18 protein-coding genes and 1 pseudogene are annotated in these 20,706 nt (G+C 56.0%); 12 read left to right on the top strand and 7 right to left on the bottom strand.

Translation table 11 applies throughout. The features are described from left to right. From ACMTNU_RS15235 to ACMTNU_RS15180, 12 genes and pseudogenes are all read left to right on the top strand, one after another. Window positions 1-1,510: pseudogene (locus ACMTNU_RS15235) on the top strand (VirB4 family type IV secretion/conjugal transfer ATPase); the annotation flags it as partial. Between the two features lie 14 nt (window positions 1,511-1,524). Further along, window positions 1,525-2,562 (top strand): type IV secretion system protein, encoded by a 1,038-nt coding sequence (locus tag ACMTNU_RS15230; protein ID WP_413936135.1) that lies wholly within the window; start codon window positions 1,525-1,527, stop codon window positions 2,560-2,562. Between the two features lie 3 nt (window positions 2,563-2,565). Continuing rightward, entirely contained in the window at window positions 2,566-3,291 is a 726-nt protein-coding gene (locus ACMTNU_RS15225) for a type IV secretion system protein (protein ID WP_413936134.1), read from the top strand. Window positions 3,292-3,328: 37 nt separating this feature from the next. After that, window positions 3,329-4,087, top strand: a complete 759-nt coding sequence (locus ACMTNU_RS15220; RefSeq protein ID WP_413936132.1) for a virB8 family protein — start codon at window positions 3,329-3,331, stop codon at window positions 4,085-4,087. A gap of 13 nt (window positions 4,088-4,100) precedes the next feature. Further along, window positions 4,101-5,027 carry a TrbG/VirB9 family P-type conjugative transfer protein gene (locus tag ACMTNU_RS15215; RefSeq protein WP_413936130.1) on the top strand — a complete coding sequence of 309 codons (927 nt, stop codon included), beginning with the start codon at window positions 4,101-4,103 and terminating at the stop codon, window positions 5,025-5,027. Between the two features lie 9 nt (window positions 5,028-5,036). Beyond that, a complete protein-coding gene (gene virB10, locus ACMTNU_RS15210) occupies window positions 5,037-6,446 on the top strand; it encodes a type IV secretion system protein VirB10 (RefSeq protein WP_413936129.1) in 1,410 nt (469 codons plus the stop codon). Next, window positions 6,427-7,536 carry a P-type DNA transfer ATPase VirB11 gene (gene virB11, locus ACMTNU_RS15205; protein ID WP_413936127.1) on the top strand — a complete coding sequence of 370 codons (1,110 nt, stop codon included), beginning with the start codon at window positions 6,427-6,429 and terminating at the stop codon, window positions 7,534-7,536. Before virB10 ends, virB11 begins: the two co-directional genes overlap by 20 nt. An 8-nt stretch (window positions 7,537-7,544) precedes the next feature. After that, on the top strand, window positions 7,545-9,608 hold the full coding sequence (locus ACMTNU_RS15200; RefSeq protein ID WP_413936126.1) for a type IV secretory system conjugative DNA transfer family protein: 2,064 nt from the start codon (window positions 7,545-7,547) through the stop codon (window positions 9,606-9,608). Continuing rightward, window positions 9,605-10,582, top strand: coding sequence for a hypothetical protein (locus tag ACMTNU_RS15195; RefSeq protein ID WP_413936125.1), 978 nt, complete (start codon window positions 9,605-9,607; stop codon window positions 10,580-10,582). Before ACMTNU_RS15200 ends, ACMTNU_RS15195 begins: the two co-directional genes overlap by 4 nt. Before the next feature lie 18 nt (window positions 10,583-10,600). Next, window positions 10,601-11,380 carry an LPD7 domain-containing protein gene (locus ACMTNU_RS15190; protein WP_413936123.1) on the top strand — a complete coding sequence of 260 codons (780 nt, stop codon included), beginning with the start codon at window positions 10,601-10,603 and terminating at the stop codon, window positions 11,378-11,380. 46 nt (window positions 11,381-11,426) lie between these two features. Then, entirely contained in the window at window positions 11,427-11,705 is a 279-nt protein-coding gene (locus ACMTNU_RS15185) for a TrbM/KikA/MpfK family conjugal transfer protein (RefSeq protein WP_413936122.1), read from the top strand. 374 nt (window positions 11,706-12,079) lie between these two features. Next, entirely contained in the window at window positions 12,080-12,712 is a 633-nt protein-coding gene (locus ACMTNU_RS15180) for a hypothetical protein (RefSeq protein WP_413936121.1), read from the top strand. A gap of 177 nt (window positions 12,713-12,889) precedes the next feature. Here the strand turns inward: ACMTNU_RS15180 and ACMTNU_RS15175 are convergent, their stop codons facing one another. The 7 genes from ACMTNU_RS15175 to ACMTNU_RS15145 all read right to left on the bottom strand — a co-directional run bounded on the left by ACMTNU_RS15175 (window position 12,890) and on the right by ACMTNU_RS15145 (window position 20,690). Continuing rightward, window positions 12,890-13,312, bottom strand: a complete 423-nt coding sequence (locus ACMTNU_RS15175) for a hypothetical protein (RefSeq protein WP_413936120.1) — start codon at window positions 13,310-13,312, stop codon at window positions 12,890-12,892. Between the two features lie 229 nt (window positions 13,313-13,541). Beyond that, on the bottom strand, window positions 13,542-14,573 hold the full coding sequence (locus tag ACMTNU_RS15170; RefSeq protein WP_413936119.1) for a hypothetical protein: 1,032 nt from the start codon (window positions 14,571-14,573) through the stop codon (window positions 13,542-13,544). 143 nt (window positions 14,574-14,716) lie between these two features. Further along, window positions 14,717-15,616 carry an HET-C-related protein gene (locus ACMTNU_RS15165; RefSeq protein ID WP_413936118.1) on the bottom strand — a complete coding sequence of 300 codons (900 nt, stop codon included), beginning with the start codon at window positions 15,614-15,616 and terminating at the stop codon, window positions 14,717-14,719. 84 nt (window positions 15,617-15,700) lie between these two features. Beyond that, complete coding sequence (locus tag ACMTNU_RS15160; RefSeq protein WP_413936117.1) at window positions 15,701-17,773, bottom strand: 3'-5' exonuclease; 2,073 nt, start codon at window positions 17,771-17,773, stop codon at window positions 15,701-15,703. Window positions 17,774-17,787: 14 nt separating this feature from the next. Further along, window positions 17,788-19,203 carry an argonaute/piwi family protein gene (locus tag ACMTNU_RS15155; RefSeq protein ID WP_413936116.1) on the bottom strand — a complete coding sequence of 472 codons (1,416 nt, stop codon included), beginning with the start codon at window positions 19,201-19,203 and terminating at the stop codon, window positions 17,788-17,790. Beyond that, a complete protein-coding gene (locus ACMTNU_RS15150) occupies window positions 19,193-20,254 on the bottom strand; it encodes a hypothetical protein (protein WP_413936115.1) in 1,062 nt (353 codons plus the stop codon). The genes ACMTNU_RS15155 and ACMTNU_RS15150 overlap by 11 nt, the downstream gene beginning before the upstream one ends. A 235-nt stretch (window positions 20,255-20,489) precedes the next feature. Continuing rightward, window positions 20,490-20,690, bottom strand: a complete 201-nt coding sequence (locus ACMTNU_RS15145) for a hypothetical protein (protein ID WP_413936136.1) — start codon at window positions 20,688-20,690, stop codon at window positions 20,490-20,492. Between the last annotated feature and the right edge of the window lie 16 nt (window positions 20,691-20,706).

The following is a 20,706-nucleotide window of genomic DNA, read 5'->3' as shown; positions in this document are numbered from 1 at the left end:
GCAGAGTGGGCTCATCGATCTGGGCCAGTACCACTACAGTCTGGCCATCTTCGGCCACACGATAGAATCGGTCAGCACTGCGCTCGCCGACGCCAGGGCCGTCTTTCAGGACGGGCCAGGATTCAAGATGGCGCGGGTCGATGTCATCCCCGAATGTGCCTGGTTCGCGCAGATCCCCGGTAACTGGAGTCTGCGACCGCGCGAAGCAGTCATCACCAGCCGGAACTTTGTCTGCCTCAGCCCCTTTCACAACTTCGCCCGCGGTAAACGAGCGGGCAATCCCTGGGGCGAAGCCCTGGCCCTGTTCAAGACCCCAAGCGGGCAACCCTACTATTTCAATTTCCACGTGTCCCCGGAGGATCGGGATTCGCGCGATGAAAAGTATCCCGGCAATACCTTCATCTGTGGCAGCACCGGCGTGGGCAAGACCGCGCTTGAATTGTCTCTCCTGGCCTTCGCCACCAAGTACCAGGGCCTCCGCTGCGTGGTCTTCGACAAAGATCGAGGCGCGGAGATCGGCATCCGGGCGATGGGCGGACAGTATCAGTCCCTGAAACGCGGCCTGCCGACCGGCTTCAATCCCCTGCAGCTCAAACCCCACCCCAATAACTGGCAATTCTGCGAACAGCTCGTGGCCCAACTCGTGAAGCAGCCTGGTGACGAGATTCCATTGCTCACCGCGAAAGAGCAGAGCGAGATCAGCCAGGCCGTGCGGACGGTGATGAGTGAAACGGTTTCACCGGATCTGCGTGGTCTGTCCCTCCTCCGGCAGAACCTGCCAGCCAGCGGCGACCAGAGTGTGCGGGCACGATTGAAGCGATGGACCCGTGGTCACGCGCTGGGCTGGGCCTTCGACAATCCACACGATACCCATGAGATCAGCGACGTACGAGTATTCGGGTACGACTATACGGACTTTCTGGATGATCCCGAAGTTCGCACCCCGATCATGGCCTATCTGCTCCACCTGACCGAACGGCTGATCACGGGCGAGCCCTTCATCTATGTCATGGAGGAATTCTGGAAGCCGCTGCAAGACCCGCTGTTCGCGGACTTCGCCTTCAACAAGCAAAAGACCATCCGCAAACAATCAGGCCTCGGCGTCTTTGTGACGCAATCGCCTTCGGACGTGCTGCGACATTCGATCGGCAAGACGATGGTCGAACAGAGCGTGACGCAGATCTTCTTGCCGAATCCTCGCGCCGACCATGATGACTATGTCCAGGGATTCAAAGTCACGGAGGCGGAATTTCACATCATCAAGAATCTCGGAGAGGCGAGCCGTCTGTTTCTGGTGAAGCAGGGTCATAGTTCGGCGATCGTGCAATTCGACTTAGGTGGCATGACCGATCTGTTGAATGTCCTTTCTGGAACCACTGACAACGTGACGTTGTTGGATCAGATCAGAGAAGAAGTGGGCGACGATCCCACAAACTGGCTCCCCCTATTTCATGAACGCATCGCGACGCGGAAACGTCTCCGGCAGGAGAACGGAAGAGGAGTCGCATAAAGCAACCTATGGGCATGGCGACCTACATCGAGCAGTCGGTCAACAACGCGTTGGACCACTATGTCGTGACCTCCAGCGATGCCGTCATCGGAGTGCTCACGCCGGTCGCCGTGACGGCGGTGACGCTCTATGTGATGTGGACCGGCTTTCAAGTCATGCGCGGCGACGTGCAGGAACCGGTCACCGCGCTCGTGTGGCGCTGGTTTCGCGTGGCGCTCATCACCGGGCTGACGTTGAACGGCCCGCAGTATCGGAGTCTCGTGAAGGATGGATTGGACGGGATTCAAGAGGCCTTCGCGTCAGCCTTCGGCGGAGTCCTCTCGATGGGAGGGACCATTGACCAGATGGCCGACCCTTTCACGACGCTCATGGAAACGCTGTTCACCGAAGCGAGCTCTGGACTCGTCCCGCAATTCTCCCTCTTCATCGCGGGAGCCATCTGCGCCACGGCGTCGATCGTGATGGCCTTCGTCGCCATGGGGCTCTTTCTCGTCGCGAAGGTGAGTCTCGCCCTCCTGCTGGCGGTCGGCCCGGCCTTCATCTTCTGCGCGATGTTTCCCGTGACCCAGCGCTATGCGGAGAATTGGCTGTCCAGTTCGTTGGTCGCGGTCTTTACGAATATCCTCATCATGGCGGTGATTACGTTTCTCGCGAGCCTGCTGCGGAATGCTTGTCTCCATGTCCTGCAAGCCTATTCAACCACCTCGATTCTGGCAGATGTCGTCGGCTTGCTGTTCCTCTCCGTCACTGCCGCTTATGTCTTGCTCCATGTTGCGTCGCTGGGGGCAAGTTTGGCCGGAGGCCTTTCGTTGGGGAACCCAGGTGGGGATGCCACCAGGACTGGAATGCTGCTCGTGCACAGCGTCACCTCCGGTCTGAGTCGGTTGGTCCCGTTGGCCATAGCCTCTAGCGGTGGATCTCTGAGTGGACCCCGAACCGGAGCGGCCCGCCTGCTGAGTTCGCTTCCCACCGGAAAGACCCAGCCAGGGAGCGACCTCTATCAAAGGGCCTCGTTCGAGCGCTTACGCAACAGCGTTTCCCGAAAGGAGTAATCCATGTCCCACATGAAACGCACAGTGATCGCAATGGCAGTCGTCGTGCTGCTCATCCTGAGTCCAACGCCGAAAGCCAACAGCACGGGTATCCCCGTCATCGACACGGCCAATCTGGTGCAATCGATCGTGCAGGCTCTGGCCTGGATCCAACAGTTCCAACAGATGCAGCAACAGATCCTCCAAGCGGAGCAACAAATCAATGCGATCGTGGGCTCGCGCAACATGGGCAGTCTCATGAACAACCTCACCCTCGCTGGTGTCGTCCCCTCCGACGTCAATGCCGTGTACCACGCCATTCGCTCCGGCGGAGTCCAGGGCATGACCGCGGCAGCCCAGATCATCCGTCACAATCGCATGATCTACAACTGCGAGGGCAAGACCGGCGATGCCTTGCGGATCTGCCAGAACATGTTGAACCAGACGCCCCAAAGTCAGGCCTATTACGCCAACACCTATCAGATGTTGCTCGGCCGGATGCAACAGATCCGGGCTCTGACGACTCGCATCAATCAGACCGAGGACGAAAAAGGAATTCTGGAACTCAATGGCCGAATCGCCGCCGAGCAGGCGCAGGTGAGCAACGACACGAACCGGATTCTCACAATGAAATCGATGATCGAGGCGGAAGAAAAAGCCGCGCAACAGGAACAGCAGGAACGAGTCCTGAAGATGTTGGCGCCAGGCACGGCGCGGAGCTTCAATAACATGGCCCCCTGGACGCCTTAGTCCTGCTCGGTAGGCGAAAGGCAAAAGGATAGACACAATGACCGAGAAGCAGGTGGACCCCTCAGTGGTGAACGCGGCGGACGAACCGCAATTCTACGATCAAGGGCGCGACTGGGATACCGACTGGCGGGTGCGATTGGAGGTGTCGGAACGAAAGGCCTGGTGGGTCGCGGGCACCGCCTGTGCTCTAGCCGTGATCTTGGGGATCGGCCTCGCCGGTCTGGCTCCCTTCAAGACCACCGTGCCCTATGTCTTTGCGATCGATCGCGCCACCGGCAATGTGGAGCTGGTGAGCGCGGCGGATGATCGGACCGTGCTGGGCTATCAGGAATTGCTCGATAAACATTGGACGCAAAAATACGTGATCGCGCGGGAGTCCTACTCGTACCGGCTGCTCCAAGCCGACTACGACCAGGTCTTGGCGATGAGTACGGACGAGATCGGTCGCGACTACGCGAGCCTGTTCGACGGCGTACACGCCCGCGATAAGCAGTTGGGAACCGGCATCGAATGGCGCGTGAACGTCTTGAGTGTCACCGTCCACAACGATGCAATCGGGCCGAAGGCCACGGTGCGGTTCGAGAAGCAGGTGAAGCGGACCGACGCGCACAGCGTGGAGCCGCCGCAGTATTTCATCGCGACGGTCTCCTTCGAGTACCGCCATACGATGAAGGGGCAGGAAAAGGATCTGATCCAGAACCCGCTGGGCTACAAAGTGACGGGCTATCGGGTGGATGCGGAAATCGGGACGATCACGCCACCAACCTCGGTCCTGTCGATGGTCGAGAAGAAATAGGGAGGGTTTGGTCATGCACACCATGAAGCAACACCGAGGGTCGATCACGGCATGGCTCATCGCCACCCTCCTCTGCTCGGGAGCCTCATCGATCGCAGCGGAGGTCCCGGAGCCGGGCAACGGAGATCAACGAGTCCGGTACGTGACCTATCAAAAGGACGAAGTGACCAAAGTGACGGTGCGCCGTGGTGTCGTGACTCGCATTGTGCTGGGAGACGACGAACGCATCGTGATCGCCGGCAGCGGCTTTCTCGCGGACTGTGCAAAGCAAGAAGCGGAATGGTGCATCAGGGCCGATGTCGGCACCAATCAGGTGTGGGTGAAGCCCAAGGACCAGGCAACGCACAACAATCTGGAGATCCGCACGGACAAACGCGACTACAGCTTGGAGTTCACCGTCGTGGGAAACGATCGAGTCGGACGCAGGCAGAACACCGGGCAGGGACAACGCGGAAAGGATGAGCCGATGTATCGTGTGATCTTCCGCCATCCGTTGGTCCCCCCAACTCCAGCAACCATGACGGCGATGCAAACCTCGGCCCATCGCACCAAGCACGCTCGCGACAAGGCCGACCTTCTCACCGAGCGGCTAGACTCCTTTACGCCCGAACCGCGTAATTGGTCCTATTCGATGGAGGTGCTTCAGGGGGGAGACGATATCGCGCCTTCGCTCGTGTTCGATGACGGCCGCTTCACCTACTTTCAATTCCCTCCCAATCGCGAGATCCCCGCGATCTTCTACTTCTCGCCGTTGGGTGAAGAAACCCGCATCAATTTCCACATGGAGAAAGACCTCGCCGTCGTGCAGCGGATGGGGCGGCGGTTTGTCTTGCGCTTGGGCGAGGCCGTGGTCGGCATCTGGAATGACGCCTACGACAAGACCGGGGTGCCAGCCATTGAGGGAACCACCGTCTCGGGCATCACCAGGACGCTGCGCTGAGAAACACAAATGGAACAATCACACGAATCAAGCAAGCGAGCTGAGCAGAAGCCTCCCATCGTCGATGGGATTGTGTCGGTCAATCACCAGGCCAGTGGCAGGAACGAAACAGCGGCGCGCGTGGCGTTTCTGGTCGTGATGGCCATCGTGCTCGTGGTGGGACTCGTCTTCGCGGCGAACACCTATAGTGCGAAGCGAAAGGCGGAGGCCACACAGGAAGAACGGGCTGCGAAGGTAGAGAATAAACCAGCCCAGGTCGGACTCAAGCGAGTCTTCGAGACCGATCGCGATCCCCTGGCACCGCAACACACCACCGCACTCGTGCGGTCGACCAGCCAGTCCCCTGTCGCGTCCGCTGACCGTGCGATGAAGTCGTCCCTTGACCGAGGAATCGACGACGGAAGCCGATCAATCGCACTGGCTCCTGACCAGACACAAGGCAATCCATCACTCGGCAGACGTTCTTCCAGTCGGTTTGGTGGGGAGGTCCTTGTGACGAACTCCCCTGCTTCAGACAGTCCTCGGACTCCACAAATGGCAACCGGACCGGACGCGGCCATCTCCTTGGTACGCGAACTCCTCAACGGCACAAGACAGCCGGACACGGGGTCCGGGAGCATGCTGGGCGGACTAGCGATGCCTGTCAGTACGGCGACAGACACAGGAAGCTCGACACCATCGTCGATCGGGTACATGGGCGGACCCAGCGGCTCTTCGATAGGCGTGACGAGCGTCGGGCTCGCGGCGCCACCTGGTCCTCAGGCCAGCGGCGCCGGTCCCATCGGTGGGCTCCTGACGCCATCGGACACTCCAAAGGTCCAAGCCGGTCTCTTGGGTGATCGTAATCTCATCTTGCCAAAAGGCCGAACGATCGACTGCGCCTTGACCGTGCGAGTGATCAATGAAGTGGCGGGCATGGCCACCTGCGTCCTGAACAGCGATGTCTATAGTGACAACGGACGTGTTGTGTTGTTGGAACGAGGATCGGAAGCGGTCGGTGAATATGCGGCGACGATGGCGCAGGGCCAGCGCCGCCTCTTTCTCCTCTGGACGAGAGTCAAGACTCCGATGGGCGTCGTGATCAATCTCAATTCCCCGGCTGCCGACGCACTCGGTACCTCCGGCTTAGTGGGAGTCGTAGACAACCATTGGTGGGACCGGCTGGGCGCGGCCTTTCTCCTCTCCCTCGTACAGGACGGGATCGGTTTGGCCACCGCGACGCAGGCCGGCGGCGGGGGCGCACAGAGTTTGGGGATCTATCAACATTCCGCCACGACAGGGAACCGCATGGCGGAACTGATCCTCCAATCGACCATCAATATCAAACCCACGCTCTACAAGAATCAGGGCGACCGCGGGACGATCTTTGTCGCGCGGGATTTGGATTTCAGCACAGTCTATGAACTGCACCCCCACTGACCTGCTCGCGCACGACACGATGGTACGCGAGTTGTTGCGACCATTACTACAGTACCTCGCGCTGCCCGGCGCAACCGAGATCGTCGTCAATCGGCCACAGGAAGTCTATATCGAGGTCGGTGCAGCTTGGCAGCACTACATTGCACCGGACCTGACTCTGGATCGATTGACGGCGCTCGCCACGGCCATCGCGACGGCGACTGAGCAAGAAATCGGACCGCACCACCCGATTCTCTCGGCCATGTTGCCCGATGGAGAACGAGTGCAAATCGTGCTGCCGCCGGCGGTGGAACTGGGAACCATCTCCATCTCGATTCGCCGCCCGAGCGCCTGGATCAAGACACTGGATGAATATGAAAGAGAGGGAGCGTTCAGCCGCTATGGCTGGGCCAAGGCAGCGACGCTGGATTGTCGGGCCGCCGAGCTCGATCCCATTGAGCGACAGCTCGTGCAGTATCTGACCGATCGTCAATTGGGTTCGTTCATTCGGGCAGCGGTGCTGGCGAAAAAGAATATTGCCGTCGTGGGGGACACAGGCTCAGGCAAAACCACCCTCATGAAATCGATCTGTCAGGCGGTCCCCGAGCAGGAACGCCTGATCACGATCGAGGATGTGCGCGAATTGCTACTCCCCCAGCACGGCAACCGCGTGCATCTCTTGTACGCCAAAGGAGGACAGGGAGCGGCAACCATCACACCGTCTGAATTGATCGCCTCCACACTCCGGATGAAGCCGGACCGGGTACTCCTCGCAGAATTGCGTGGCGGGGAGGCCTTCGACTTCCTCAAACTCCTCACGACCGGTCACAGTGGCTCGATTACCTCCTACCACGCGGAGTCCTGTGCCCTCGCGGCCGAACGCTATGTCTTCATGTGCAAAGAACACGAACAGGCGGCGACCTACGATGTGCCGACTCTCAAGCGCTTGGTGGCCTTAACCATCGACGTGATCATTCATGTGGTCGCGCAGAATCAGTATGACGAACATGGGCGGCCCATCAGAAAAGACCGCTACGTGGCGGAAGTCCACTATGACCCGATTGCGAAACTCGTGGCGCGATTCGGAGAAGCCATCCTGGTGAGGGCCTAGAGGAACCGATGTCACGCAAGCGCATGCGGATTGCGATCGCCCTGTTGCTGTATCTCCCACTCGGACTCTGCGGAGCAGATGCCCTCGCCGGCGCCGTCTTCACGCTCGCCAACAAACAGATGCCGGAGGACCTCTCCCTATCTAACTGGCCCGATTCCTGGCAAGCCTATCGGGAGGATCCGATTCAGCGGAAGCGGCTGCAATTCTCCGCCGCAGTCGGCGGCTTCATCGGATTCGGTATCCCGGCGCTGCTGCTGGTGTCCCGGACCAATGGGAAGAAGCCGCTCCATGGCGAGGCGCGATTTGCCACTCATGATGAAATTCAACAGGCCGGGCTCTATGGAAAGCGCGGGGTGATCATTGGGAAAGTGGGCAAGCGGTACTTGGTCTATGGGGGCCAGGAATTCGTCTTGCTGGCGGCGCCGACTAGATCTGGAAAAGGCGTGAGCATCGTGCTCCCGAACCTGCTCCACTACGACGAGTCAGTGGTCGTACTGGACATCAAGATGGAAAACTTCGCCTACACATCGAAGTTCAGACAAGCGCACGGCCATCACGTCTACCTGTTCAATCCCTTTACTACGGACGGCCAGACCCATCGCTGGAACCCATTGGATGCGGTCGATCGCGACCCAAATCGGCGCGTGGGCGAGATCCAAGCCATCGGGCAGGTGCTCTATCCGAACCATAATGAACGGGATGCCTTTTGGAACGAGTCTGCCCGCAATCTCTTTCTTGGCCTAACCCTCTCTATCATGGAGACTCCATCCCTGCCTTGCAGTCTCGGGGAAGTGCTCCGCCAGGCCTCCGGCAAGGGGCAGCCCATCAAGGAGTATCTGGAAGATCTCATCGGCACCAGAGCCAAGAGTAACGCCCCGCTGAGCGACGACTGTACGGCGGCCTTGCACCGGTTCTGCGCCACCAGCGAGAATACGATGGCGAGCATTCTTGCCACCCTGACGGCTCCCCTCACCATCTTCAGTAATCCCGTCGTCGACGCGGCCACGAGTGCGACGGACTTCGACCTGAAACAGGTGCGCGCGCAGCGGATGTCGATCTATGTCGGCATTCCGGCCAATCGGCTCAGCGATGCGGCGCTGCTGGTCAACCTGTTCTTTTCCCAATTGATTCACTACAACACCATCGACTTACCCGCCACGAATCCCCGTTTGAAGCACCAGTGCCTCGTGATCTTGGATGAGTTCCCCGCCCTCGGGCTGGTCAATATTCTTGCGAAGGCCGTCGGCTTCATGGCCGGCTACAATCTGCGCCTGCTCCCCATCATTCAGAGCCTCTCACAGCTCGAATCGGTCTATGGGGAAAAGGACGCGCGCACCTTCGTCACCAACCATGCCTGTCAGATCCTGTTTGCCCCTCGTGAACAACGAGACGCACAGCACTACTCCCAGATGCTCGGCACCTATACGGCCGAGGGGATCTCGACCGGCACGAGCCGACCACTGGCGTGGGGGAACGGCAAACAGGCGTCGTCCAGTTCTACCAGGTCGGAACAGGCGCGGCCTCTGCTCCTGCCACAGGAAGTGAAGGAACTCGGAGACCAGCGAGCGATCATCAACCTCATGCATACGAAGCCGATCCTCTGTGACAAGGCCCGGTTCTATGCCGATCCGATCTTCATCGATCGGTTGAAGCGCATCAGTCCGTCCCTTGCATCGGTCGGAAAGCGGATGCCGACCCAAGTGGAACTTGAAGAGGCGGCGTTCGTACGTCGGGAGCTGTCCGTGGAGATTCCCAGACTCGACCTGGAACTCCATCGCGCGAAAGTCGAACGACGAGTGCGTCCAGCACAACCGGATGAGCCGATCGACCTCTCGAAGCTGGCGATGGACTTGACCACCCTGCCGCCGGTGGTGTCGCGCGATCCACCGACTCTCGAAGAGGTGAACGGGTTGGTCGATGCCTTTGTGGCCCAGCTGCAATGGACTGACAAGACCGATGACGACATCTCAGAGAAGATGAGTCCTGTGAGCGAAGAAGAAAGAGCTCAGAGAATAGAGAAGCACGTTGATCGATCCCTGGTGGATCGAGATAGAGAAGAAAGGGACGTATGACAATATGTATCAAAAGACAGGTACGACTTCAGTCGCTTGTGATTCTCATCGCCTGCGCCGCGACGCTGGCTTGTGTTCAGAAGCCAGTGGTGCCATCCGGTGCGGCTCGCGTGCCGATCAATACCGATGAGATGATCCAGCAGTACCGTGAACGGGTAAAGAGCGACCAGCGTGAGAAGCAGGAACAAAGTCTCCTCACTAGACACATAGAATCGCTGACGCAACAGGTCCAGGAGTTGAGTGCCGCGCTGACACTCATGCAACTCAACCAGCAAGAACTGGCCAAAGGTAAATCTCGGTCCGGTCCGGCTATCACGAAGGCGGCACTCACCATCAACCCTCTGTCACCAGAATCCAAAGGCCCACCGACGAACGTGGCTCTATCACCTGAGGGTAATACGTCTCCGGCTGGGTCTGATCAGAGCCTATCACGAACGGAGACAATACAGAGTGAAGAGGAGCGATCGACTTCGGTGGGCCCTGCCTGCAGCATCGGACCATCAGCAGTGCCATCCCCCTCCCCTCCGTCTCCGATAGCCAAAGAACAGATCAATTCATGGAGACCGCGAGTCATTGAATTGAGTGAACGGGAACAGGTCGAAGTGCATCGCCACAGTATCATCTTCCGTGTATCCGAACGGACAGGACGGTCTGAGTTTCGTCCCAGCAAGCCTCTGCAATCCCACCTGAAACAGATCATGAGCCGTGGCCCTTGCCTGCACGTGCGTGGGTACACGGACGGAGACAAGGATCTCTGGATCGAACGTGAGACAGCCAAGCAACGGGCGTACAAGGCCCGCGCCTATCTCATCGCGCAGGGCTATGACCCGAACCACATCGAGATCACCATCGTCCCGATCGGGCAACATGTGGCCGACAATGCGACGAAGAAAGGGCGGGCGAAGAACCGACGGGTGGAGATTGAAGTGAAGGAGCAGAATCCATCGTCCGTCTGGCCACAGTGGTACGGATAGCAAAGAGGAAGGGACACCATGAATGAGATAAGTTTGGACGAAGCGCGAGAGACGAAGCAGAACGACGAGCCGAGGCCTGCGGAAGGCACTCAGGGCGAGAATGCTGGACAACCACGACTCAATCAACGTCGTGATGCCGCCGATTCCTTGCGGAAGCGGTTCATCGAAGCCGGTGAGCAATTCTATTACCGCACGCCGCCCGGTGAGCCGACAAAGCTCGCCTTTACGGATCACGGGAAGCGTTTGGTCACGGTACATGACGACCCAAGCGTCATTCAGGGGATGGTGCTCCGGGCCAAAGCCAAGGGCTGGACCACCGTACGAGTGAACGGCACAGCTGAGTTTAAAACGGAAGCCTGGGTGCAGGCGACCATCGCCGGACTCGATGTGGAAGGCTACACGCCGCGTGGGATCGACCTGGCGCGAGCGGAAGACCGCAAGGATCACCGCCCCGTTCGTAGCAAGACAGTACGGAAGCATGTCGAGCCCCAGGCTTTACACAATCGAACCACTGATGATCATGTCAGAAAACCGGAACAGACCATGAGCTCAGGCCAACAGGTTGCGGTGGCTACACTTGAAGCAATCCTTCGTGCACGGGGGGATTCTCCCACAATGATCACTGCCGCCATCGAAGAAGCGAAGGCACGCCTGCAGGGCGAACGAGTCAAGGAGGCGGGATATACCAGTACCCGTGAACCGGTCGTGCCACGGTTCGATCACACAGCTGCACGAGCTGATTTCACCCCAAATGCCACCAGGAGCCCCGCCCTGGAGCGGACCAGAGGTGGCCGGTGACTCAAGGCATCAAGAACTTGTTCCCAGACCGTATGGAGGTGAGCCCATGAATTGGCTGAAGAGACGCGACTGGATTGTGGTTCTGGTGGGACTAGGCCTCCTTGTCAGAGTCTATGATGCATCGGCACAAACGGCACAGAAACCGTACTTCTTGGAGGGCGACACCAGGCTGGCCTGTGAGTGTCTGCTATGCTTAGCAGCGGGCCCACAGGCGCCGAAAGAATGCCAAGCCGCGCTCACAAAGTACTACATGATCCAGGCAGGGAGCCCGTTCAAAACCATGGTCATGCGAAGAAACTTCCTCCAGCTCTGCCCCAAGCAATAGTCCTTTCAACAGGACCCATAGACAGCACACCGCGCCTCTGGCCACGATGCCGCGGAGTAGCCCTGGCCATCGCCGAGCTTCCTTCCAAAGCTGCCCACTTTTGTACGCCAACGGTACTGATGCAGTAAAACCTAATTTATAATATGGCCTTATTTATTCCTCATTAGTACTACACATACAATCTTTCCCCTCTTGCGAATAACTTCTCCTACCTCAAGGGAATAGTCTCAAAAACTGACCTTCTTCATAACAACCACGGCGCCACGCGCCTCCTGCGTCTCCTGTCTGGGTAACCACAAGGCGAAGAGGGGCGCTCGTGTGGCGCGAGGACTTACGAGTTATCCGGTATCGCAGGAAAGAAAGGACGCACCACTATGCGGAAAGATCGATTAGCGACGCTCACGATGGACATTGTTGTCAACCATCCAACTAAGCGCACGGCCCTCGACGCGGCCTATAGTCGGCTCAGTCCCTGGGCACAGTCCGAGTGGAACAGCGCTAGTGATGGCGTGTCCATCACCGAACGAGCAGCGCGCCTTGATCAGTCGATCCGGGAACAGCGTCGCTGCGACGAGAGTCTGATCGAACACATCTTTGCTGCCATCAATGGACGAACGTTCGTAGTCCTAGACGCCACCTATTGCTTCATGACGCAGCGGATGCTGGATCGGAAGACCGGACGCCGCATCCCTCCTGACGCGGTGCGACGCTTTGCCTCTCAGCCCATCGCGAGTCTGCTGCTCAGCGCCAGGGCGCACCAGGATCTGAAACAGCGTGGAGTTCACACGATCGGTGATCTCCTGCCCCATGCCTATGAATGGTTATCGCCGAAGCGCCTCGCACCAGGCAAACCGGTGATGAATGTGCGGCTTTCGGTTCGACGCTGTCTACGGATTCTCGGCGTGGAGATCGTCTTTCCCGAAATCAGACAGCGGACAATCTATTGCCCCTGCTGTGCGCACCGCGAGACGGATGTGATGAAGATCGTCGCGTTGGCGGGGGTGTGAGCGTGATTTGGAAAGACACTCTGATATAGATGTCCTTTGAAGCGGCGAGGAAGTGTGCAAGCGTACACGAAGATTGTGGCAGAGCTGCCAGGAATGTGAAGAAGGCGGTGTCCTCCGCCGGTCGTTTACATTGAGTAGCTAGTCGCCATGACCACTGCAGATGGATAAGCGAATCCTTTACTGTCCTTCCATCCGTAGGCCGCGGCCGTAGGGATTGGTCGGGCTGTCGGAGCGATAGGGACTGCCTGCGCCGTAAGGATTGTTGATGGAGTCGGGCGAAAACGGAGATCCATACCGGCCGAAGGGGTTGCTGGTTGAATCAGGATCGTACGGGTTGGCGCTCAACTTGCCGCGGTAATTCCCCTGTTGGTCATAGAGCCGTGGCGCGTCGGTCGCGAAAGGGTTCGTCGATGATTGATTGCTATAGGGGCTGCCGTAAGGACTGAAGGGATTGTTGATGCCGTTCGACGCAAAGGGACTCCCCGCCCCGTATGGATTGGCCGTCGAGTTCTGCTGATACGGATTGCCGCTCAGTTCTCCGAGGTCCCTGGCGGAGGCAAAAAGAGGTAGCAGAAGGAGCAAGAGGAGAAGCAGCGGCATCGTAGCTCCTGCACAGGATCGTTCTGGACTAGAGGTTACTCCCCCACAAGAGCCTCGTGCAATCACTGTTAGCAGGACTGGAAAAGCTCGCCCTTGCTCCAGCTCAGCTCGCAATGCATACTTGATTCAAACAGACGAGAATGTCTCCCCTTGTCGCCCGAAGCAAACCGAAGGCTACTTGTGCGGTCAGAAAAAGACTCTGCACCACTTAACCTCTCCTGCTGAGCCTTTATCTACACATTTGTTCCACGAGCCCACCATTGACCGCCGAGCAAATCTCGCCATGCACATTGGCGGCGTAAGCCCCAAACTCTCGATCTAAAAAGGCAAAGATAGGGCTCACACCTTCTTGCAATTGAGCAATGGAGTGAAATGTTTGGCTTCCATCAGAATCAGATAATCCCGACGCACTTGCTGAAAGCACATCGGCGATTTTCCGGAGTCGGGCTTCTGCAGAGGGGTGAGTGGATTGCCTCACTGGGTATCGTATGGATCCTTTAGTTGGCTTCAGAACATCACAAAGAAAGCGCCTGCTTGCCGACTTCACCAGTTTGGGAGTGGCTGGAAGAGAAATAGGTTTATTGGGATTAAATGTGTCGTGTACAGGTACAGTTTCTTGATTTAGACGCGCCAGATTGACTCGGTTCCACTCATTGGCAGCTAGTCGAATTCGATCAATGTTCCAGTACATTGAACCTTTCGCTGAAAACACCGTTTCCCGGTATGGCGGAGCAGGAAGGAGTCTTTTTAGAATCCGTAATGCAATATCGTCGGCTTCCTCCTCTTTTGTGATGAGCCCAGGCGCACAGCTTTGCTCCAGCTGTTGGAGCCGTACCGCCTTCGGTTTATGAAGATCAATGGTTTCAATCCTCCCAGAGAATTCGCCTCGTCGATTTTGATGCAGATGAGCTAGTTCATGAGCAAGGACATATAACAGTGCGGGACTATCTGGTCGCACTTCTGACGTACCAGCTCTAAAGGCCTCTACCGCCGCAGAGGAACATCGAATCAGATGCAGCACCTCCCCGGAAACATAACAGCCCCCTCTCACGCTAATCTGATCCATGCTTCCTTGGCGAACCTCCGGTGGTTCACTTTTGTGACAACCTTTGGGGTCAACCTCGTCCTGAGTGGCATCCTTCACAACTTCAATGCCCACCCATCCCGGTGGAACGCCCTTATCTGAATTCACCACACCTTGGTTAAATTGAAGAGAAATCTTTTCCAGCTTAAACGCTTCCAGTGCATGATCAAGCGCCACACGAACTGGTTCTTTCAGGGAAGCATCGAAACGGCAGGAAGGTGTCCGAGCAGCCTCGGCCGAATGCCTCAACGGTAGACCTTCGATGAGCAGAGTCACTAGAACCGAGCACAACAGAACTTTCCCGAACCCCCTTGTGTCTTTCATATCCCTCTTCGCTCTTGAAAGATCTCAAAGGCCACATACTTACCACTCATGCGCTCAAGCAACGGCCAACGCTCAAACGCATAAACGATCAGATCTTTGGATGCCTCTCGTGCCAGGAAAAGGGCGACTTTATATCGAGTCAAATTCTCAAAGTGAGGAATGACAAGCTTCCCAGACTTCATGGTTGGAGAGTCCTTCGCAAGATTGGCATGTGAGGGAACCCCTTTGGGGCAGGTTTGAGGAAATCCCCAAAACACATAGCCGGAGACCAGCCCAGTCTTTTTCAGCTCACCAATCTTCTTCACATGTTGAGGTTCCCAGGGATGGAGGATCGGTATCTCGACGACCTTCTTATACTTCCTACTCATCAACTCGACATAATTACTATGTGCATACAGATCCTGAGTGGCATGAAGAGCTTGACCGAGGGAGAAGAACGCCTTCTTCGCATACCCCTCCGCAGCGTCATCCCGCCCGTTGTCTATATCGCCTTGGGCACTTGCAACATGAGTATTGACCTCCTTGAGCAACTCGGCAATGTACTGAATCGATTCACCAAAGGCACAGTTATCAAAGTGTGCCTTTGATTCAAATTGGTGATAGGAGTCCTGCCAATACATGGCCTGACGAAGTTCTTGAACATATTTGTTCCCGACGAGGTTCGCATTTGCTTCTTCATGGCCTGGAAACTCGAATTTCTGATCGCAACTCGGGCATACCACCGTTGCAACATCGACATCTAATGAAGGAGCAACTGGGGGAGGAACTGCAGGTTTCGGCCGACTCTCTGCGTGACCGTCGATAGAAGAACCTAGCAGTGAGAGCGATGCACACATGACTCCGACGAGAGGAAACGTATATATGGATCGGGCACTCGTACCTGATAAACATCTCATGTTCATCTCCCTATGGGGCAACAACAGTTCTCATATCTACCTTGTAATGGCCGCTTCTTTACGTGGAACAGGGTTGGTTAGAAACTAACCCCGCAGATCATCAAGAAATTCGGATGCAGGCTCCACACTGGTTACCAGCAAATAGTCACGAGCCCGTGTGCAGGCGACATACAGCAAATGGCGTTCTGTGTCATAGACCTCCTGCAGATCTGCATCATCTCCAACCGTCTCAATTCGCTCTTGCAAGGGGATGATCTCGTCGTCGCAGGCCATCACGACCACGGCACGGAACTCCAATCCTTTAGCAAGGTGCATGGTGCTGACTGAGGCATACCCGCTGGCGGTTTCGACGTGCTCATCGAGAACCTTGAAAGGAATTCCCGCCTGCTCAATTGCCGCACGTGCACGAGGCAGCTGTGCCTCGGAACGGACAAACACCCCAAACTCATGCGGCGTTACCCCTGCCTTTGCATGTTGTAATATCCAGGCCGCGACTGCTTTGATCTCTTCCTGTTCGTTGCTGTGAACCTGAACGATAGGCGGCGGGCCATTGAAGATCGACACGGTATCTCGGCGATCATCAACATTGCCATCAACATCAGCAACCTGTGGCCCCAACAGCCGATCAGCTTGCATGCGAATCTGATGGGATGTTCGGTAATTGACTCGCAGTGTACGTGATCGCCCTCGAATATCGACACCCAGCGCCTTCCATGAGAACGGCTGTTGAAAGATCCGCTGGCCTAGGTCGCCGGCGAAGAAGAGAGCATTCGACCGATTTCCACCCAAGGCAGCAAAGAACCGTAATTGTGGAATACCGATATCTTGCGCCTCATCCACCACAGCAAAGTCAAAAGGCTGCTTGTTCATCTTGGCCAATTCGGAGGCGAGGTTGGTAAATACCGCGGCTTGTGTGGTGATCCCTTGCTTCTTCAGTCCGGCACGACATTGTTCAAAGATCGACCATAAGACGGCCCGTTGGGCCTCAGCCAGCCTCGTCTTCCGTCCCAAGCGAGCGACATCGCGATAGGCCTCCCAACTTGCCAACTGCCAGGCATCCACAACCTGTTCCCACTCACTGAGGAGGAAAGACAGACTGAACTTATGACCACCGACAGATTGGGATGCCGAATTCAGGATATCTCGGATATCATTCCGGCTTGCCAGTTTGGCCGGTCCAATCAAGGACTTGTGGAGGCGTATGCCAATCGTATTCAGCGAGTGGACATCGATGCGTTCTCCAAGGCGTGGCTCACTACCGATCAACCGACGCAACTTGGTGTGGAGCGCATGGGCGAGCGTGTCAGAAAATGTGGCTAGCAATACTCTCGCGTCAGGGTTAGTTCGCGCCAGGAACGTAGCGCGATGCAGCGCCACGATCGTCTTGCCCGTGCCCGCCGAGCCGGAAACTCGTGCTGGGCCGTTGTAATCCCGTTCCACCCATTGCCGTTGCTCCGGGTGAAGAAAGACCGTCCATTTCTCCCAAGGGAACTCAAGGGCACGCTGCAACTCTTGGACATTCGCCATCACCCGGAATCGGCGTTGTGCGTCTGGGTGATCAAAAGGATTTGCCGACGCGGCTATAGGCTGAGACAGGCGAGGTTTCCCACCGGTGGCTAGTTCCAGAAGAGCCTGTGCAGCTTCACCAGGCAAATGATCGGCCAATGTCAATAGCGTATCCTCGGTAGCCTGTCGCACATCAGGCAGCCATTCCTCCGGCACGCCGAAACTTAAAAGTTCAGCATCAGCCATCTGAGAAAACAGTTTCTGTTGCTTAGCCTCTCGCTTCGATGCTTCGACGTATTTCGGAACGACAATCTCCTGGACCTTCTCGCGAATCTCGACAAACTGCGCCGCGCCGGTTTTCGGATGGGTTTCTAGTTTTCGACGCTCAGCCCATTCGTAAGCCTTGTCATGGTGATCGACGTAGCAGAGGAGCAGACTTCCTGGCGTCCGGTGGGCAATTAGCCGGATATCGTTGTTGACTCGAACCGACCAAAAGTTCTTGTCCTTGGCTTTGTCAAGCTTATGAAAGCTGAAACCGGGATTGGCGGGATTGAGCTGGAGATCAAAGGCCGTCGTCTTAACGGCCTTCTGCTCCTCGCCCGTCAGACGAGAGAGGCTATCAGTGAAGGTGTCAGCGATACGGAAATCCATAAGGAGCCAGGCCGTTACATGTAGTACTTGAATTGTGGCAATGGATCTACATTTGGCGGCACTTCTTTCATAATTTCCCCGACAAGTCCCGAAAAACGCAGGGTAATTGGCAACGACCCACCGAAATTTGACGAATTCCAATTCATTTTTGTCAAAACCATCAGTTCTCCCAAAACGTCCTTGATTGAGCTATCGCCAACATGATCGGTAAGTTTTAGCGGTACCGGCACGTGTCCGTGCGGGAAGGCTTGGAGTGCACTGATGTATCCGGTGGTATAGAGCAGATGGATATCACCTATGGCTATATAGCTTCCTCGTAGAATGGGATATCTAGCCTCGCGTAGAAGGCGGATATCCTCTGTAGAACGAACAGCCACAAAGTCAAATTGATCGACCCCTTTTAACGCGGCCCGTAGCCCCTCACGCTCATCAGGCCAGTATTCAGATGTCTTATGAATGACAACCCGGCGTGGCAACTGCTTTAGCTCATCTCTATATCGTTTGAGAACTAGCGACACCAGCTCTTCAGCCACTAGAGCGGGCATATGTGGCGAATTACCATATTTGCTAACATCCCAGATGAAATCCTGTCCACGAAGCACCAAGCCGTTTCCTTGCTCATCAAATGCCTGGGCAATCCCTGTGAAGTAGGAAGTATTCCTCGATCCCGGAACCCGATGGAAACTGATGCCGACATAGCAAGTCCCACCATTCAAACCAGATGGCATCCAGGGGATACCACCCGACTTGTAATAGAGGGCGGTAAAAAAGTTCCACGCACACCTTGATCGATGATCAACATTTCTGCTTTGGGGAACCGCTTCAGTCGTTCTTTGAAGTATAATTTGCGTCGGGAGCCGGTGCTTCATCGCAATTGCCTTAGTCGCTCGTCGAAGATCGCGATGAACTTGGCCATGTTGCTTATCAAAATAATCGACCTTACCGCTGGTTCTAACCAAGCTGCCAGGCAACGCGAGCACAATGTATTCAGGGGGACGATCTCGTTGCGCAAGCAATCGCAGTTTGTCGCCAATCAGATCCACTGTTGCTTCAAATCTTTCCCTCTTAGACCGAATCCTTCCTACAGATTCCAGCTCACCTAAGGTCAGCTTTTCCACCGTTTCGTTTTCAAATGCTAACTGGCTATAAAATCCACGGTCTGACTTAAAACCGGGGAAGCGATAGTTCTTCTCATCTCCGACAACTCCTGCTGAGCAGGATTCCAACCAACTTAGCGCAGATTCAACACTCTCCCCTGTACCAATTAAGCCAACCCGTATGGTTTCTGGATGCCGCTTGCCCATATCCAGAGAGCGCGGGCCAAAGAGGGAGATGCCTCGCTTGGGACACAAATGCAGCCTATCTGAGGCAAACTGCAATGATGGCTCGTTGAAATACTCGCATCGTACAAGTACGGGATCAGTCCTCAAGCGGTTCTCCTTGATCCGTGTCTATATCACCAGCAGCAGCATCGAATTCATCAAAGTCACTTGCCTCGTAGAGTTCTGCAAGCGTAAGTAAATCGTCTTCGTAACTTGCCGCCATTCGAACAGCCTCATCACCGGCCACCTCTGGCCATGTAATGCTTCCGCTCACTAGTGCATTTTCGATCACCAGGGCTTGTTTGCCAAATAGGCATGTAATCCGAGGCTTTCCTTGAGAGAGAAAGTCTCGCCAGAACTGCACTTCCTTGAGCACATCAAAATTGTACATGCGCGACTTGCGCTTTGTGTTTTTCTTACCCGTTGCCTTGCCCTCGAGCGATGCAAATCCATCAGACGTGAACCTCCGCTCAGGTCGAATCGCTAAACCCCACGAAGACTGTACGAGCTTGTGAAACCGAAGGCCGACTGCTAAGTGCTCCCAATGTCTTTTTGCTTCATCATTATGTCTGAAGTGTGGATTCCAAGCGACATTCCGCTCAGACCTACCGCCACCGACTGACAGATATGAAACTCGCTTTTCCTTTCCAGGCTCATCAGGCTCAAAGTAATAGCGGTGATGATCTCTGTCGAGCTTTAATCCTAAACGACCAGTGATCTTATTCACCGTGCGATTGAGCAGTTCTACAAACCATCGCTCGAAATCCGGCTGTCCCCACCAGTCACTCACGCTGTGCCGCTTTACCGAAAGCGGATCAACGATCATAGCGAAAGGTGAATCAAGTTCACTTAGATTGTTGAACGCATACAGTTGCCCACCACGGACGATGAAGGGAGCAAGTATACGTTTGTCACTGGGCCACTTAATTAAGGGACGAACATCAGCCTCAGGAACCGTGCATTCTCCTGAGAACACATAGTCTGGAAGGTGCGTTACAGGCAGGAGTGTTGACCAAACCGTCTCAGTTACCGTTTTCTTTTGGCGAGAAAGCCCGTCGCACTGTTGATCTTTCGATAAGCGGACTCGAACCCATTCTTCGTGATCGCTCTTGTACTGAAGAAGTCGTTCGATGGAATAAGTGTGATGCTGCTGATCCACTAGTTCATGGTGCTCATGACACAGAAGAATCAGGTTACAGTAGCCGTCGATGTTTCCGCCTGGCACATCAGCATCAGCTCTTGGACCACCTGGGCTTTGGGCTACAATGTGCGCAATTTCTCCAACTAAGACCTCTCGATCATTCTGAGTAGCATCTCTGACCAGGGGACGCCGACAGTCAGGGAAGGTGCAGACGGCACCTGCTTTACCCCAAAGAATCTGCCGCGTCCGTGCATCAATAGCCATGATTGAAAGGATTAATAGCTGTCGGCGACAAGGACGGATTTAGGTCTCTCAAAAGCACGGAAGCATCAGTGGAATGGTTGAGGTTAAAGGCCATATCACATTTCTTGCTCTTTACCTCAACAGCTTTATGTTCCTCGCCGGTCAGGCGGGTCAGACTGTCGGTGAAGGTGTCGGCGATGCGGAAGTCCATGAGTACGTCTCTATGC

The organism is Nitrospira sp. BLG_1 (assembly GCF_047338595.1).
GTDB lineage: Bacteria > Nitrospirota > Nitrospiria > Nitrospirales > Nitrospiraceae > Nitrospira_D.
Note: the sequence above shows the minus strand (reverse complement) of the source record. Positions and strands in the feature narration are given on the sequence as shown.

What these genes read in the sequence shown, in the direction of transcription:
- ACMTNU_RS15230 (WP_413936135.1), top strand. Translation starts at nt 1,525, where the DNA reads ATGGCGACCTACATCGAGCAGTCGGTCAACAACGCGTTGGACCACTAT.
- ACMTNU_RS15225 (WP_413936134.1), top strand. Translation starts at nt 2,566, where the DNA reads ATGTCCCACATGAAACGCACAGTGATCGCAATGGCAGTCGTCGTGCTG.
- ACMTNU_RS15220 (WP_413936132.1), top strand. Translation starts at nt 3,329, where the DNA reads ATGACCGAGAAGCAGGTGGACCCCTCAGTGGTGAACGCGGCGGACGAA.
- ACMTNU_RS15215 (WP_413936130.1), top strand. Translation starts at nt 4,101, where the DNA reads ATGCACACCATGAAGCAACACCGAGGGTCGATCACGGCATGGCTCATC.
- virB10 (WP_413936129.1), top strand. Translation starts at nt 5,037, where the DNA reads ATGGAACAATCACACGAATCAAGCAAGCGAGCTGAGCAGAAGCCTCCC.
- virB11 (WP_413936127.1), top strand. Translation starts at nt 6,427, where the DNA reads ATGAACTGCACCCCCACTGACCTGCTCGCGCACGACACGATGGTACGC.
- ACMTNU_RS15200 (WP_413936126.1), top strand. Translation starts at nt 7,545, where the DNA reads ATGTCACGCAAGCGCATGCGGATTGCGATCGCCCTGTTGCTGTATCTC.
- ACMTNU_RS15195 (WP_413936125.1), top strand. Translation starts at nt 9,605, where the DNA reads ATGACAATATGTATCAAAAGACAGGTACGACTTCAGTCGCTTGTGATT.
- ACMTNU_RS15190 (WP_413936123.1), top strand. Translation starts at nt 10,601, where the DNA reads ATGAATGAGATAAGTTTGGACGAAGCGCGAGAGACGAAGCAGAACGAC.
- ACMTNU_RS15185 (WP_413936122.1), top strand. Translation starts at nt 11,427, where the DNA reads ATGAATTGGCTGAAGAGACGCGACTGGATTGTGGTTCTGGTGGGACTA.
- ACMTNU_RS15180 (WP_413936121.1), top strand. Translation starts at nt 12,080, where the DNA reads ATGCGGAAAGATCGATTAGCGACGCTCACGATGGACATTGTTGTCAAC.
- ACMTNU_RS15175 (WP_413936120.1), bottom strand. Translation starts at nt 13,312, where the DNA reads ATGCCGCTGCTTCTCCTCTTGCTCCTTCTGCTACCTCTTTTTGCCTCC.
- ACMTNU_RS15165 (WP_413936118.1), bottom strand. Translation starts at nt 15,616, where the DNA reads ATGAGATGTTTATCAGGTACGAGTGCCCGATCCATATATACGTTTCCT.
- ACMTNU_RS15160 (WP_413936117.1), bottom strand. Translation starts at nt 17,773, where the DNA reads ATGGATTTCCGTATCGCTGACACCTTCACTGATAGCCTCTCTCGTCTG.
- ACMTNU_RS15145 (WP_413936136.1), bottom strand. Translation starts at nt 20,690, where the DNA reads ATGGACTTCCGCATCGCCGACACCTTCACCGACAGTCTGACCCGCCTG.